Here is a 13,475-nt window from a genome sequence, read left to right as displayed (position 1 = left end):
TTGTCCGGGTCGAGAAAATGCGCACAGACCGACTGTTGTTCACGACCTTCCGAAGTAGTCGGGAGTCTCCGCCGCGGGCCGGCAGCGTTGCGTCTCGATAAGCACATTATCGAGCGCGCGATCGGTCTGCTCGGTGGCCGTGGCATCGGCCAGCTCGGCGAGTGCGGCCTCTTCAAGCGTCGCCGCCGCATCGCTGAGACCAGCGAAACCATAGATGCCGCCGGCGCCGGTGAGGCTATGTGCTCTTTGCCTTATCGCCTCGAGCGTCGCGTTGGTACGGAGACCCTGTTGCAGCGCGAGGCGATTTTTCTCGAGCGCCACAGCGTCCTTTTCGACCCGCACCAGAAACGCGCTTCGTAGTTCGTCCAGGGGGGCGTTCGTCGGCTTCGTGACGAACGTCCTTACTGACGCCGCGAGCGTCATCGGGTCGAATGGTTTCGCGATCACTCCGACTGCCCCGAGCGCTCGAAGGCGCTCGGTCTCGCGGCTTTGGGCGCGCGCCGTCATGAATACCACGGGAATGCGTGCGGTCTGTGGACCGGTGCGAAGTCGTGCCAATGTGGCGGGGCCATCCATCACCGGCATCATCACGTCGAGCAAGATCATGTCGGGTCGCCACGCCGCGGCAACTGCAAGTCCCTCGGTGCCGGACTCGCAGCTCCGCAATTCGAAGACCGGGTCGAGTGCGATGGCCAATTCCACGACCTCGCGGATATCAGGCTCATCCTCAATATGGAGCAGGCGAATACGTGTCATGCAATCCCTCTGCAAAATGGGCCGGTGGAAGCGCCAAGCGATCCCGGACGGCATCGGCCAGCTTTTCGAGCGACAAGGTCTGATCTGAAGATATTGGTTCGAATTGATTGTCCTGTAGTTCGATATTCCGTCGTTTGGCGAAGATGATCACCGGAATGATGTTGCCGTCGCTGCTGCGGAGCTGCGGCAGCAGGTCGAGGCCCGATCCCTCCCCCAGAGCGATGTCCAGGATCGCCAGATCGATCCGCTCAATCGGCAGGATACGGCGTGCTTCTTTGATGGAAGCAACCGAGATCACGTCGACCATCGGACGTAGCTTCGCCTCGACGGCCGCGAGGATATCTTCGTCGTCATCGATGTGGAGCACGCGGGGCCGAGCGCGCGGTACGATACCCGTCTCGGTCCTGAGAATCTCGACCAGCGGCTTGAAGCTGACAGGTTTCTCGAGCCAATGGAGCACATGGAGAGCGGCCGCTCTGGGGTCTCTCTTGCCTCTCTCAGGATCTCCGGAGACCACAATGATCGGGGTCCGCCGGTTGGCCGACTGAGCGCGCAGCCGCACGATCAGGCCGATGCCGTCGCCGTCCGGGAGCTTCAGATCCACGATGATGGCCACGTAGCGGGTGGCTTCGGATCGCGTAATTCCGGCGTTGAGCGTGTGCGCGAAATCGACCGCGAATCCTTCCCGTCGCAAATATTCGCGAACGCCGATCGCTTCCTCACGTCGGTCTTCGCAAAACAGCAGGCGTGGAGCGGCCGGATCTGCATCGAGGTCGATCTCGCCGCCGACTTCGCTATTCCAAGCCGGAAGATCGACAAAGAAGATCGTGCCGCCGCCCGGAGCGTCCGCGAAGCCCACCTGACCTCCAAGCCGCTCGACGATTTGCTTGACGATGCTGAGGCCGAGACCCGTACCTCCCTTCTTGCGGGCATTCGTCGCGTCGGCCTGCGCGAACTTCTCGAAGATGTGCGACTTGAAATCCGCCGGTATCCCTGCGCCGTGATCACGAACGGAGACGCGGACGTTTGGCAGACGTTCCTCGATCGCAATCACGACCTCTTCACCCGGCGGCGAGAACTTGATTGCGTTTGAAAGGAGGTTGGTGATCACCTGGGACAGGCGGTCGGGATCGGCGTTCACATCGAGTTTGACGGAAGCATCGTCGAGCCGGAGTCTCACGCGGAAATTGGCGGCGAAGCCGCGATTGTCTTCGATGGCACTCTCGATCAGTGCATGCAAATCGATCCTGTCCATGTTGAAGACGATCTGACCTGCCTCCATCTTCTCGATGTCGAGAATGTCGTTGACCAGCCGTACCAGCCGCTGGCTGTTGGCATGCGCTATCTGGAGCAGCCGGGCTGCTGATTCCGGCAGTTTGCTCGCCCATTGCCCGGCCAGAAGGCCGAGCGAAGCGGAAATCGAAGTCAATGGCGTGCGCAACTCGTGGCTCACGGTCGCCACGAATTCGTCCTTCAGCCGTTCAGCCCGCTTGCGCTGACTGATGTCGACGATGACGGCCAAGACCATCAACTTGTCGCCGGCCCGGATGGGATTGAGTCCGACTTCGATGGGAAACTCGCTGCCATCCTTTCGACGGCCGAACAAGTCGCGACCCGCGCCCATCCGTCGACACTCCGGTGCCGCCATGAAGCGGGCTCGGCTTCCAACGTGTTTCGTCCGCAATGGTTCTGGAATGAGCAGATCGACGCTTTGTCCGACAAGCTCGTCGCGGGTATAGCCGAAGAGCTGTTCCGTCTCGGTGTTGATCATGACGATCATTCCGTCGCCGTCGGTCATCACCATCCCGCTCGGGCAGGCTTCGACAGCAAGTCGGAGTATTTCGTCCGCAAACGATCTTTCGGTCATCTTGCTCACGGCCCTATCGCGTTCGAGTTTTCGTTGTTCCAGCAAGAGATACGCGGGCGCGATGGCTCTCGAAGGTGCGCGGGCCGGTTGTCGTTCGGAGAGCTCGCTCCTTCTTCGTCAATCCCCGGCTCACGAGACGCAGCACTTCGCGCTCGGATGGCGTCAGGGAAAGATGGCTGGTGCTTATCTTCGAGACTTCCGTATCGGGGCCGTTTTCGTCGCCGCGACGGCCTGCGCTTTCCGCCTTGCGAGACCACCAAGCTATTAATCCACGTCGATGCGCGATCGCGACCTGGTCGGGGAGCTCTTCAACGCAGGTGTCACTGATCCGCCGGACCAGAGTGCAGACATGCTCGACTTCCCGAAGCGCACTTTCGGCGATCCGCCTGAGTGGCACGTCATTGGCCTGACGCGCCGCAAATGGCTCAATGTGCCGGTGGAGCTCGACCATATCCATCGATCGACCCTCGATCGCACTATCCGTGCTTCAGCCGCAGTCCTTTGTCACAAATAATGTCGATGATTGCGTGTCGGCGTGAATCTAATAGGCCACATACTGCGCGTGTATTAACGTGTGAATCCGTACAAACACTCAAGCCAACCCTGAAGGCGCAAGGGTCACGCGGCCTTGCGCACATCGTTAGACATTGCTGTGCGGACCTTGACCTGAAGTGGCTGTCCAGGTCGTCGCGCTGCACCCTGGCAATTGGTCAGGTCGGACGACTGCGAGAATCACGCCGAGCGCCCGCAAGGACCCTTTTCGGATCGTCTCGGATCGTCGCTCTGACCACGGGACGGCTGGCGGACCGCGGGCCGCGCGGCGGTCATTGGTAGAGGGGGGAGCCCTCAAGATTATAGGAAAAGCCACAGAGCCGTTGCAGGACGTCGAACAACTCTCCGACATCAGCAGATTTCCGGAGCACGCGTGCGGCGCCGGGGTAGCCGGATATGCTGCCTTCCAGCCGTCGCCTGACGGTGTTGCTCAGGCTTCGTGCGCTCTGTACGATGACAGGAATTGTGCTGGTTTCCGGCGTGCTTCGCAGCTTGGTAAGCAGGTATTCCGCGTCGCCGTTGGGCATCGCGTAGTCGGCGATGATGACGGTCGGCTCCTGCCGGCGGGCCATCCAGTATCCGCTCGCTCCGTCCGCGGCGCAAAGCAGATCGACTCCCAGATTGGCGAGCTTGCTCGCATAGAATCGTCTGACGTGCATATCATCGTCGATCAGCAGAACCCGCGCACGCTCGGTCAGACGTTGGGGGGTACGCTCGCTCCGCGCCCATCTGATATCGGCGGCCTTCTCAGGATAGAACTCAATCAGACGTTTCTCGAAGTCGCTCCAGAACGCGGAGCCTTTGCGGATGCAGGTCGCGTTGATATGGGAGCAGAACTCGGTGATTTCCTGCCCGACCTGTCCGGTGATGACGATCACGTGTTCCGATCTCTGGGTGCTTTCGGTTAGCAGCGTTAGCACTGAGAGACCGTCCACCTCGGGCATATGGACGTCGATGACCATGATGTCCGGCCGTATTTCACAAGCCTTGATCAGTGCCTGCAGCCCGCCATTGGCGGTCTCGACTTCAAAGCCCATCAGGCTGCAGCGCTCGGCGAGCACCCGTACGACGCAAGGATCGTCGTCGGCGATGAGCAGCTTGGGAAGCAGATTCGGCGAATGACGTTGAGGCATGAACCTGCTCCGTGAGTGCGGCGGAGTGAAATCCTGGCGCAAATGTCCGCTCAGTAGATCGCAGGGTCCGTTAAAGCCTCATTGAGAGCCGGAATTGCATTTTCGGGTGATGCAACTTCATGTGATTTTGCGGTAACATTTTCCTGCATTGAAACCACAGGCAGGAAGCTCTGGTCGGAATCTGCAAGCGAGTGCGCTGCGGAACGGAGCGTGCGTCAGGCACGCTCCTCCCAGATCATGGCCAGATGCACGATGGTCTGGACCGCCTTCTCCATGTCGCGGATGCTCACCCATTCGAGGCGCGAGTGGAAGGCATGCTCGCCGGCAAAGATGTTGGGGCAGGGCAGTCCCATGAAGGACAAGCGCGAGCCATCGGTGCCGCCGCGGATGGACGACCTGACCGGCGTCAGTCCGGCGCGGCGGATCGCATCCTCGGCATAGATCACGATCTCCGGATGGAGATCGATGACTTCCTTCATGTTGCGGTATTGCGCCTTGACCTCCATCCGGTAGCTGGAGTGCGGATAGTCCTTCATCACGTCCCTGACGGTGTCCTCGAGCAGCGCCTCCTTCTGGCGCAATCCCTGCTCGCTGAAATCGCGCACGATGAAGTCGAGCCGCGCCTGTTCGAGCCCGCCCGAGATGGCGACCGGATGCAGGAAGCCCTCCTTGCCCTCGGTCGTCTCCGGCGAGCAGGTGTCCTTGGGCAGCCGCTCGACGATGGCGGATGCGATCTTGATCGCGTGCTCCATCTTGCCCTTGGCAAAGCCGGGATGGGCGCTGACACCGGTGATGATGATCGTGGCGCCGTCGGCGGAGAAGGTCTCGTCCTCGATATTGCCGGCGGTCTCGCCGTCCATCGTGTAGCCGTACTCGGCGCCGAGTTTCTTCAGGTCGACCCGGTCGACGCCGCGGCCGATTTCCTCGTCCGGCGTGAACAGGATCTTGATCGTGCCGTGTTTGATGTGCGGATTGCTGATCAGGAATAATGCTGCGTCCATGATCTCGGCGATCCCGGCCTTGTTGTCGGCCCCGAGCAGCGTCGTGCCGTCTGACGTGACGATGTCGTTGCCGATCTGATCCTTCAGAGCAGGATGCTCGGCCGCGCGAATCACCTGGCTCGGATCGCCCGGCAGCACGAGGTCGCCGCCCTGATAGCTGCGCACGATCTGCGGCTTCACGTCGGCGCCGGAGCAGTCGGGCGATGTGTCCATGTGTGAGCAGAAGCAGATCACCGGCACGCGCTTGTCGGTGTTGGCCGGGATCGTCGCATAGACGTAGCCGTGCTCGTCGAGATGGGCGTCCGACAGGCCCATCGCCTGCAGTTCGGCCGCGAGCAGGCGGCCGAGGTTCTTCTGTTTCATGGTGGAGGGGCAGGTCGGGGACGTCGGGTCTGACTGAGTGTCGATCACGACGTAGCGAAGAAAGCGCTCGGTGACGGTATGGGTGAAGCTGAGAAGCTGGTCGGACATAGGCACCACGAGGTAAGAGGGATCATATTACCGTCAAGTAACATATATTAATATATCAAATGCCTGGAGTTGGAACCGAGATGACCTCAAGTTCCACATCAAATGGCGTCCGCCAGCTCCTTGGCGGCCCGGAATCCCACCTTTCGGGTCGCCTTGATCGGTACGGCCTCGCCCGTGGCGGGGTTGCGACCGGTGCGGGCGGCGCGCCTGCGGACCTGCAGGATGCCGAGACCGACGATTCGGACCTTGTCTCCCTTGCGCAGATGGCGCGCGATACGCGCGACGGTCCCGGTGAGGATCTCCTCGACCTGCTTTTTCGTCAGCCCATGCTCCTCGGCGGCGGCCGCGGCCAGATGCTTCAATGTGACGGTGATCGGACGTGCCGCACGTTTTGCCATGCCCGGCTTCCTTCGTGTCTTCCTGCCGACGCTCGGCGGCGCGCCGCCCGAGCGTCGGGCTGGCAATGGGACCGGAGCCTGAAAGATACGGTCGAAACCGCGCCTTGGCTCATCAAAACCTGGCAGTAAGATCTGGCAGTCCTCATCAATTGGTCGGTGAGAGGCATCTGTGCCGCCTGGGAGGCGGTCGTGCGTGGCGATTGACGTCTCATCAAGGACTTCCCACAGGCGTGGGTTCATTGTCCTTGACTTCGAAACATCGCCCCTTTAAGTCGCAGGCCTCCGCGGATTTCGCGATCACGCGGGAGTAGCTCAGTTGGTTAGAGCGCCGGCCTGTCACGCCGGAGGTCGCGGGTTCGAGCCCCGTCTCTCGCGCCATTTTCAATGGCTTAGCACCCTCACACGCCTTATCTGCATCTATCCTCGGCGCCGCCAGCGCGCGCCCCGGAATAGCGCATGGCCAACGCAAAAGGCCGCCAACCGGCGGCCTGGAGGGCATCTCGGAGAGAGGTGAGCGATCCCGCTCAGCGGACCATCGAATCGGCGGAACTGGTCACGACAACCGGCTTGCCGGCCTTGACGACGTGCGCGGCCGTCTGGCTGCCATCAGCGTTCGTGCGGGCCGCGATCCCGAAAGCCATCACGGCGATGCCGGCAACCAGAGCCACCACCACGATCTTCAGGTGGGTGGAGCGATCGGCGGAATGGAGCGAGTGGTTCATGTCAGCCTCCCGGCGTCTCAGAGCGCCACTTTGTTGCCAGGACATCTACCGCCTCTTTGTTTCGATCCCGTTTCTTCGTTTCCTCAAAATGGTTTCATCGGTTGCAGGACCCGTCTCGGCAATCGAGAGTAAGTGGCGCGCCCTCCGACCCATCGCGATCACGCCCGCGCTGCGGCGTCGCCCAGCTGCGGATCGGCACGGCTGCATGTACGCCCGAGCCTTTCCGATGAGCTTGATCCGACAGCGCTTAATCACCACTTGGTTGAATGCCGGGAGCGCACCGCCAGGGTCCACAGGTCGCTTCCCAAGCTGATCGCCGATTCGCACTCCATCTCCGACCGGCTCTGCCCTGCGCACAACGCTGTGCGTGCTCGCGATCGCACCGCCATGCTCGGCTCGATCGATGTCTGTCCGACACCGTAGTGGTGCGGGTCTGCGATGCGCAGCGCGAATGCATCTTCGAGCGGGCGGCCGTCCGCTGTGTGTCCGGATTTCCGCAATGTGGGGAGGGATGGCGGCGGCGAGACGGCTCGTCTTGCGCGGCTTGGTGCGCTGCGCTAAGGCTCAGAACAATTCCAATGCAACGAGTCTGCGGTCCGCACCGAAACCGCAGAGGAAAGTGGCGCCGATGACCGGCATCCTCCAGAATTATCTCCCCCTCGTCGTGTTCATAGGTGTCGCAGCCATCATCGGGGTGGTGCTGCTGATCGCGCCCTTCCTGGTCGCCTACCAGCAGCCCGATCCCGAGAAGCTCTCCGCGTACGAATGCGGGTTCAACGCGTTTGATGACGCGCGCATGAAGTTCGACGTCCGCTTCTATCTGGTTGCCATCCTTTTCATCATCTTCGACCTCGAAGTCGCCTTCCTGTTCCCCTGGGCAGTGGCATTCGGCAAGCTCGGCGCGGCCGGCTTCTGGTCGATGCTGGTGTTCCTGGCCGTGCTGACGGTCGGGTTTGCCTACGAATGGAAGAAAGGCGCGCTTGAATGGGATTGAGCCCGACCACGTCCTCGACCGGGCCGGCTATCGCTCCGGCCCCGAAGGGCATTCTCGATCCCGCGACCGGCAGGCCGATCGGTGCCAACGACCCATATTTCCTCGAGGTCAGGCACGAACTGTCGGACAAGGGATTCTTCGTCGCCACCGCCGACGATCTGATCACGTGGGCTCGCACCGGGTCCCTGATGTGGATGACGTTCGGCCTCGCCTGTTGCGCGGTCGAGATGATGCAGGTCTCGATGCCGCGCTACGACGTCGAGCGTTTCGGCTTCGCGCCGCGTGCTTCGCCGCGCCAGTCGGACGTGATGATCGTGGCAGGCACCCTGACCAATAAAATGGCGCCGGCGCTGCGCAAGGTCTACGACCAGATGCCCGAGCCGCGCTACGTCATCTCGATGGGCTCGTGCGCCAACGGCGGCGGCTACTATCACTATTCCTATTCGGTGGTCCGCGGCTGCGACCGCATCGTTCCCATTGATATCTATGTCCCCGGCTGTCCGCCCACCGCGGAAGCGCTGCTGTACGGTGTTCTGCTGTTGCAGAAGAAGATCCGGCGCACCGGCACGATCGAACGCTGAAGGTTTTTCGCATGGACGACGGCAGGCTCGACGCCCTTGGGCAGACGATCGTGAGCGCGCTTCCGGGCGCGGCGATCGGGTATTCGATCGCGTTCAATCAGCTCACGGTGAACGTGGAGCCGGGCCGGATCGTCGATGTCGTCAAACATTTGCGTGATGATGCGGCCTGCCGTTTCATCAACTTCACCGACATTACGGCGGTCGACTACCCGGAGCGCGCGAAGCGCTTCGATGTCGTCTACCACCTGCTGTCGCCGACGCTGAACACCCGGATTCGTCTCAAGGCCGAGGCCGACGAGACCACGCAGGTGCCCTCGATCATCGAGGTGTTTCCCGGTGCCGACTGGTTCGAGCGCGAGACGTATGACCTCTATGGCGTGATCTTCGTCGGCCATCCCGACATGCGCCGGCTCTTGACGGACTACGGCTTCGACGGCCATCCGCTGCGCAAGGACTTCCCGACCACCGGCTTCGTCGAGGTGCGCTACGACGATCAGGAGAAGCGCGTGGTGTACGAGCCGGTGCGGCTCAACCAGGAATTCCGCAAGTTCGATTTCCTCTCGCCCTGGGAGGGCGCGGACTATCCGCTGCCGGGCGACGAGAAAGTCACGAAGTGAGTGGGAGCGCGAGCATGAACGAGCAGAGCCCGGCACTCCGCAACTTCACCATCAACTTCGGTCCGCAGCATCCGGCGGCGCACGGCGTGCTGCGCCTGGTGCTGGAACTCGATGGCGAGGTCGTCGAGCGGGTCGATCCGCACATCGGTCTCCTGCATCGCGGTACCGAGAAGCTGATCGAGACCAAGACCTACCTGCAGGCGATTCCCTATTTCGATCGGCTCGACTATGTCGCGCCGATGAACCAGGAGCACGCGTTCTGCCTTGCGGCGGAGAAGCTGCTCGGCATCGAGGTGCCGCGCCGCGGCCAGCTGATCCGCGTGCTCTATTGCGAGATCGGTCGCATCCTGTCGCACCTCCTCAACGTCACCACGCAGGCGATGGATGTCGGCGCGCTGACCCCGCCGCTGTGGGGCTTCGAGGAGCGCGAGAAGCTGATGGTGTTCTATGAGCGCGCCTCGGGCTCCCGCATGCATGCGGCCTATTTCCGCATCGGCGGCGTGCATCAGGACCTGCCGACGAAGCTGATCGACGACATCGATGCCTGGTGCGATCCGTTCCTCAAGGTGGTGGACGATCTCGACCGGCTGCTGACCGGCAACCGCATCTTCAAGCAGCGCAACGTCGATATCGGCGTCATCACGCTGAAGCAGGCCTGGGAGTGGGGCTTCTCCGGCGTCATGGTACGCGGCTCGGGCGCAGCCTGGGATCTGCGCAAGGCGCAGCCTTATGAGTGCTACGCCGAGATGGATTTCGATATTCCGATCGGCAAGAACGGCGACTGCTACGATCGCTACCTGATCCGCATGGAAGAGATGCGCCAGTCCGTGCGCATCATGAAGCAGTGCATCGCCAAGCTGCGCGCGCCCGACGGGCAGGGGCCGGTCGTCATTGCCGATAACAAGATCACGCCGCCGCGCCGTGGCGAGATGAAGCGCTCGATGGAAGCGCTGATCCACCACTTCAAGCTCTACACCGAAGGCGTGCACGTGCCGGCCGGCGAGGTCTATGCCGCGGTCGAGGCGCCGAAGGGGGAGTTCGGCGTCTATCTCGTCGCCGACGGCAGCAACAAGCCTTACAAGTGTAAGATCCGTGCGCCGGGCTTCGCGCATCTGCAGGCGATGGATTTCATCTGCCGCGGCCATCTGCTCGCCGACGTCTCCGCCATTCTCGGCTCGCTCGACATCGTGTTCGGAGAGGTCGACCGCTGATGGGCCAGGCGCCGATCCAGTTTGATCGTGCTTCCGGGGCGCTCGAAGGAGCGAATCTCTGGGAGCGCACGGCTGCATTGGCGCTGGCAACCGGCTCGAAGATCTCGTCGCACTTTGCACATCGCGGCTACAATCGCTGCGCCAATCTGCTGCGGATGACGTTGCCGGAGCGCGACATTGCGATCAAGCTCAACTCGGATGCCGTGTTCGAGTTTCCCTACGGCGATGGCTACTGGAGCAAGCTGCTCAACCGCGCCTACCACTACGAGGACGAACTCGAGCTCCTGTTCCTCGGCACGATCGATGTCGACTACACCTTCATCGATGGCGGCGCCAATTACGGCTACTGGTCGGTGCTGGTGTCGAGCGCGCCCTATGGTTCGCACAAGGCGATCGCGATCGAGCCGTCCGCGGCGAACTTCGCCAAGCTCGCCAACAACGCCAAGATCAATGCCGGCCGCTTCGAGGTGATGAAGTGCGCGATCGGCGCTGCCCGCGGAACGGCGCATCTGACCGGGACCAAGCACGAGGCGTTCAGCATTGCGGGCGGCGGCGCGGGCGGCGAGCAGGTGCCCGTCATGGCGCTCGATGATCTGATCGAAGACGGCAGGGTGCAGGGTACCGGCAAATATCTCGTCAAGCTCGACGTCGAGGGCGTCGAGATCGAGGCGATCAGGGGCGGTACGCGGCTGCTTGCGACCGACAGCATGATTCTGTGCGAGGAGCACGGCCAGGACCGCAATCATACGGTGTCGCGCTATATCCTCGATCAGACGCCGATGCAGCTGATGGTCTACGATCCCTCGAGCCGCCGCTTCGAGACCGTGACCGAACTGTCGATCCTCGACCGCATCAAGGTGTCCGCTCACGTCGGCTATAATGTGTTCGGTACCGCAAGTGCCTTCTGGCAGAATCGCGTCGCAGCGCTCAATGCAGACGCCGCGCGCCGCATGCAATGAAAGACTGAAGAGCCATGTCCGTCCGCCGTCTTGCCCCGAAGGAAGTCCAGCCCGCGAGCTTTGCGTTCACGGATGAAAATCTTGCCTTCGCCAAGGCCCAGATCGCGAAATATCCCGACGGACGCCAGGCCTCGGCGGTGATCGCGATCCTGTGGCGCGCGCAGGAGCAGAGCGATGGCTGGGTGTCCGAGGCCGCGATCCGCGTGGTCGCCGACATGCTCGGCATGCCCTACATCCGCGTGCTCGAGGTGGCGACCTTCTACACGATGTTCCAGCTGCAGCCGGTCGGCAAGAAGGCGCATGTGCAGGTCTGCGGCACGACGCCGTGCCGGTTGCGCGGCGCCGAGGAACTGATCGAGGTCTGCAAGCATCGCATTCATCACGACCCCTTCCATCTGTCGAAGGACGGCGAGTTCAGCTGGGAAGAGGTCGAGTGCCTGGGCGCCTGCGTGAATGCGCCGATGGTGCAGATCTGGAAGGATACCTATGAGGACCTGACGCCGGAAAGCTTCGGCAAGGTGCTCGACGGATTCGCGACCGGCAATCTGCCGACGCCCGGCCCGCAGAACGGCCGCCAGTTCTCGGCGCCGGCCGGCGGTCCGACCACGCTGAAGGAGAAGACATGAGCCGCAATCGCATCCGCGTTGCGGCCCTGACCCAAGAGGGCGCCGCGATGAAGAACTGGCGCTACGTGGCACTGCATACGACCGCAGCCGCCGCTTTCATCTTCGTGCTGCAGCGTTTCGCGCTCAACGCGACGCTGGAGTCCAGTCTGCTGTGGGCGCTGGTATTCGGCGGCTGTGCCGCCTTCATCGCCACCATGCAGTCGAACCGTTGACATCCGAGGAAGCCGTCTGATCATGCTCGACGACAAGGACCGCATCTTCACCAACCTGTACGGCCTCCACGATTGGGGCCTCGAAGGCGCACGCCGCCGCGGCAGCTGGGACGGCACCAAGGGGCTGATCGAGCAGGGCCGCGACTGGATCATCAGCGAGATGAAGGCCTCGGGCCTGCGTGGCCGCGGCGGCGCCGGATTTCCGACCGGCCTGAAATGGTCGTTCATGCCGAAGGAATCGACCGACGGCCGGCCGAGCTACCTGGTGGTCAACGCCGACGAGTCCGAGCCTGGCACCTGCAAGGATCGCGAGATCATGCGGCACGATCCGCATCATCTGGTCGAAGGCTGCCTGCTCGCCAGCTTCGCGATGAATGCGCATGCCTGCTACATCTATGTGCGCGGCGAGTTCATCCGTGAGCGGGAGCATCTGCAGGCGGCGATCGACCAGGCCTATGAGGCCAAGCTGGTCGGCAAGGACAATATCCACGGCTGGCCGTTCGACATCTACGTCGCCCACGGCGCCGGCGCCTATATCTGCGGCGAGGAGACCGCGCTGCTCGAGAGCCTCGAAGGCAAGAAGGGCCAGCCGCGGCTGAAGCCGCCGTTCCCGGCCAATGTCGGCCTTTATGGTTGCCCGACCACGGTCAACAATGTCGAATCGATCGCGGTCGCGCCGACCATCCTGCGCCGCGGTGCCTCCTGGTTCGCCGGCATCGGTCGTCCGAACAATGTCGGTACCAAGCTGTTCTGCATCTCCGGTCACGTCGAGCGGCCCTGCAACGTCGAAGAGGCGATGGGCATTCCGTTCCGCGAGCTGATCGAGAAGCATTGCGGCGGCATCCGCGGCGGTTGGGACAATCTCAAGGCCGTCATCCCCGGCGGTTCGTCGGTGCGCATGGTGCCGGCCGACCAGATCATCGACACGCCGATGGATTTCGACAGCCTGTCCAAGCTGCGTTCGGGCCTCGGCACCGCGGCCGTGATCGTGATGGACAAGTCGACCGACCTGATCCGGGCGATCGCGCGCATCTCCTATTTCTACAAGCACGAGAGCTGCGGCCAGTGCACGCCGTGCCGCGAGGGCACCGGCTGGATGTGGCGCGTGCTGACCCGCATGGCCGAGGGCCGCGCGCACAAGCGCGAGATCGACATGCTGCTGGAGGTCACCAAGCAGATCGAAGGGCATACGATCTGCGCGCTGGGTGACGCCGCGGCTTGGCCGATCCAGGGCCTGATCACGCATTTCCGGCACGAGATCGAGGCGCGGATCGACCAATATTCGCACAAGGCTGATATCGACGACGTCGGCGTGCGCGATCCCGAGCACATGGTGGCGGCGGAGTAGGCGATGGCGGTCGTCGCGGCCAGCAAG

The 13,475-nt window shown here is 62.6% G+C and carries 15 protein-coding genes and 1 tRNA gene; 9 read left to right on the top strand and 7 right to left on the bottom strand.

Annotated features, from left to right (window positions below):
- Positions 1 to 39: 39 nt before the first annotated feature.
- From LQG66_RS37325 to LQG66_RS07030, 6 genes are all read right to left on the bottom strand, one after another.
- Positions 40 to 756, bottom strand: coding sequence for a response regulator (locus LQG66_RS37325; protein ID WP_345778936.1), 717 nt, complete (start codon positions 754 to 756; stop codon positions 40 to 42).
- Complete coding sequence (locus tag LQG66_RS07050) at positions 728 to 2,623, bottom strand: hybrid sensor histidine kinase/response regulator (protein WP_231327713.1); 1,896 nt, start codon at positions 2,621 to 2,623, stop codon at positions 728 to 730. Before LQG66_RS07050 ends, LQG66_RS37325 begins: the two co-directional genes overlap by 29 nt.
- Positions 2,624 to 2,636: 13 nt before the next feature.
- Positions 2,637 to 3,080, bottom strand: a complete 444-nt coding sequence (locus LQG66_RS07045) for a helix-turn-helix domain-containing protein (protein ID WP_231324793.1) — start codon at positions 3,078 to 3,080, stop codon at positions 2,637 to 2,639.
- A 367-nt stretch (positions 3,081 to 3,447) separates the two neighbouring features.
- Positions 3,448 to 4,308, bottom strand: a complete 861-nt coding sequence (locus tag LQG66_RS07040; RefSeq protein WP_231324791.1) for a response regulator — start codon at positions 4,306 to 4,308, stop codon at positions 3,448 to 3,450.
- Positions 4,309 to 4,523: 215 nt separating this feature from the next.
- Positions 4,524 to 5,780 carry a peptidase T gene (gene pepT, locus LQG66_RS07035; protein ID WP_231324789.1) on the bottom strand — a complete coding sequence of 419 codons (1,257 nt, stop codon included), beginning with the start codon at positions 5,778 to 5,780 and terminating at the stop codon, positions 4,524 to 4,526.
- A gap of 98 nt (positions 5,781 to 5,878) precedes the next feature.
- Entirely contained in the window at positions 5,879 to 6,178 is a 300-nt protein-coding gene (locus LQG66_RS07030) for an HU family DNA-binding protein (protein WP_231324786.1), read from the bottom strand.
- Positions 6,179 to 6,479: 301 nt separating this feature from the next.
- Between LQG66_RS07030 and LQG66_RS07025 the strand changes: the two genes are divergently transcribed.
- Positions 6,480 to 6,556: transfer RNA gene (locus LQG66_RS07025), tRNA-Asp, on the top strand.
- A gap of 146 nt (positions 6,557 to 6,702) precedes the next feature.
- Here the strand turns inward: LQG66_RS07025 and LQG66_RS07020 are convergent.
- Complete coding sequence (locus tag LQG66_RS07020; protein ID WP_231324783.1) at positions 6,703 to 6,900, bottom strand: hypothetical protein; 198 nt, start codon at positions 6,898 to 6,900, stop codon at positions 6,703 to 6,705.
- Positions 6,901 to 7,528: 628 nt separating this feature from the next.
- Here LQG66_RS07020 and LQG66_RS07015 point away from each other — a divergent pair.
- The 8 genes from LQG66_RS07015 to nuoF are packed head-to-tail and all read left to right on the top strand — an operon-like array spanning position 7,529 to position 13,448.
- Positions 7,529 to 7,894, top strand: a complete 366-nt coding sequence (locus tag LQG66_RS07015; protein WP_008964559.1) for an NADH-quinone oxidoreductase subunit A — start codon at positions 7,529 to 7,531, stop codon at positions 7,892 to 7,894.
- Positions 7,891 to 8,475: a NuoB/complex I 20 kDa subunit family protein gene (locus tag LQG66_RS07010; RefSeq protein ID WP_173424458.1), complete on the top strand. Its 585-nt coding sequence runs from the start codon at positions 7,891 to 7,893 to the stop codon at positions 8,473 to 8,475. Before LQG66_RS07015 ends, LQG66_RS07010 begins: the two co-directional genes overlap by 4 nt.
- 11 nt (positions 8,476 to 8,486) lie before the next feature.
- Positions 8,487 to 9,092 carry an NADH-quinone oxidoreductase subunit C gene (locus tag LQG66_RS07005; RefSeq protein WP_231324780.1) on the top strand — a complete coding sequence of 202 codons (606 nt, stop codon included), beginning with the start codon at positions 8,487 to 8,489 and terminating at the stop codon, positions 9,090 to 9,092.
- Positions 9,093 to 9,106: 14 nt separating this feature from the next.
- Positions 9,107 to 10,303 carry an NADH-quinone oxidoreductase subunit D gene (locus LQG66_RS07000; protein ID WP_231324778.1) on the top strand — a complete coding sequence of 399 codons (1,197 nt, stop codon included), beginning with the start codon at positions 9,107 to 9,109 and terminating at the stop codon, positions 10,301 to 10,303.
- A complete protein-coding gene (locus LQG66_RS06995; protein WP_231324775.1) occupies positions 10,303 to 11,262 on the top strand; it encodes an FkbM family methyltransferase in 960 nt (319 codons plus the stop codon). The genes LQG66_RS07000 and LQG66_RS06995 overlap by 1 nt, the downstream gene beginning before the upstream one ends.
- A 14-nt stretch (positions 11,263 to 11,276) precedes the next feature.
- On the top strand, positions 11,277 to 11,888 hold the full coding sequence (gene nuoE / locus LQG66_RS06990) for an NADH-quinone oxidoreductase subunit NuoE (RefSeq protein ID WP_231324773.1): 612 nt from the start codon (positions 11,277 to 11,279) through the stop codon (positions 11,886 to 11,888).
- Entirely contained in the window at positions 11,885 to 12,100 is a 216-nt protein-coding gene (locus tag LQG66_RS06985) for a hypothetical protein (protein WP_231324770.1), read from the top strand. The genes nuoE and LQG66_RS06985 overlap by 4 nt, the downstream gene beginning before the upstream one ends.
- A 22-nt stretch (positions 12,101 to 12,122) precedes the next feature.
- Entirely contained in the window at positions 12,123 to 13,448 is a 1,326-nt protein-coding gene (nuoF, locus tag LQG66_RS06980) for an NADH-quinone oxidoreductase subunit NuoF (protein ID WP_231324768.1), read from the top strand.
- Positions 13,449 to 13,475: the final 27 nt, after the last annotated feature.

Source organism: Bradyrhizobium ontarionense (genome assembly GCF_021088345.1).
Taxonomy (GTDB): domain Bacteria; phylum Pseudomonadota; class Alphaproteobacteria; order Rhizobiales; family Xanthobacteraceae; genus Bradyrhizobium; species Bradyrhizobium ontarionense.
Note: the sequence above shows the minus strand (reverse complement) of the source record. Positions and strands in the feature narration are given on the sequence as shown.

Excerpts from the sequence above, each read along its gene's own strand:
- LQG66_RS07000 (WP_231324778.1), top strand. The coding sequence starts at position 9,107 with ATGAACGAGCAGAGCCCGGCACTCCGCAACTTCACCATCAACTTCGGT.
- LQG66_RS07040 (WP_231324791.1), bottom strand. The coding sequence starts at position 4,308 with ATGCCTCAACGTCATTCGCCGAATCTGCTTCCCAAGCTGCTCATCGCC.
- nuoF (WP_231324768.1), top strand. The coding sequence starts at position 12,123 with ATGCTCGACGACAAGGACCGCATCTTCACCAACCTGTACGGCCTCCAC.
- nuoE (WP_231324773.1), top strand. The coding sequence starts at position 11,277 with ATGTCCGTCCGCCGTCTTGCCCCGAAGGAAGTCCAGCCCGCGAGCTTT.
- LQG66_RS07020 (WP_231324783.1), bottom strand. The coding sequence starts at position 6,900 with ATGAACCACTCGCTCCATTCCGCCGATCGCTCCACCCACCTGAAGATC.
- pepT (WP_231324789.1), bottom strand. The coding sequence starts at position 5,780 with ATGTCCGACCAGCTTCTCAGCTTCACCCATACCGTCACCGAGCGCTTT.
- LQG66_RS06985 (WP_231324770.1), top strand. The coding sequence starts at position 11,885 with ATGAGCCGCAATCGCATCCGCGTTGCGGCCCTGACCCAAGAGGGCGCC.
- LQG66_RS07030 (WP_231324786.1), bottom strand. The coding sequence starts at position 6,178 with ATGGCAAAACGTGCGGCACGTCCGATCACCGTCACATTGAAGCATCTG.
- LQG66_RS06995 (WP_231324775.1), top strand. The coding sequence starts at position 10,303 with ATGGGCCAGGCGCCGATCCAGTTTGATCGTGCTTCCGGGGCGCTCGAA.
- LQG66_RS07050 (WP_231327713.1), bottom strand. The coding sequence starts at position 2,623 with ATGACCGAAAGATCGTTTGCGGACGAAATACTCCGACTTGCTGTCGAA.
- LQG66_RS37325 (WP_345778936.1), bottom strand. The coding sequence starts at position 756 with ATGACACGTATTCGCCTGCTCCATATTGAGGATGAGCCTGATATCCGC.
- LQG66_RS07005 (WP_231324780.1), top strand. The coding sequence starts at position 8,487 with ATGGACGACGGCAGGCTCGACGCCCTTGGGCAGACGATCGTGAGCGCG.
- LQG66_RS07015 (WP_008964559.1), top strand. The coding sequence starts at position 7,529 with ATGACCGGCATCCTCCAGAATTATCTCCCCCTCGTCGTGTTCATAGGT.
- LQG66_RS07045 (WP_231324793.1), bottom strand. The coding sequence starts at position 3,080 with ATGGATATGGTCGAGCTCCACCGGCACATTGAGCCATTTGCGGCGCGT.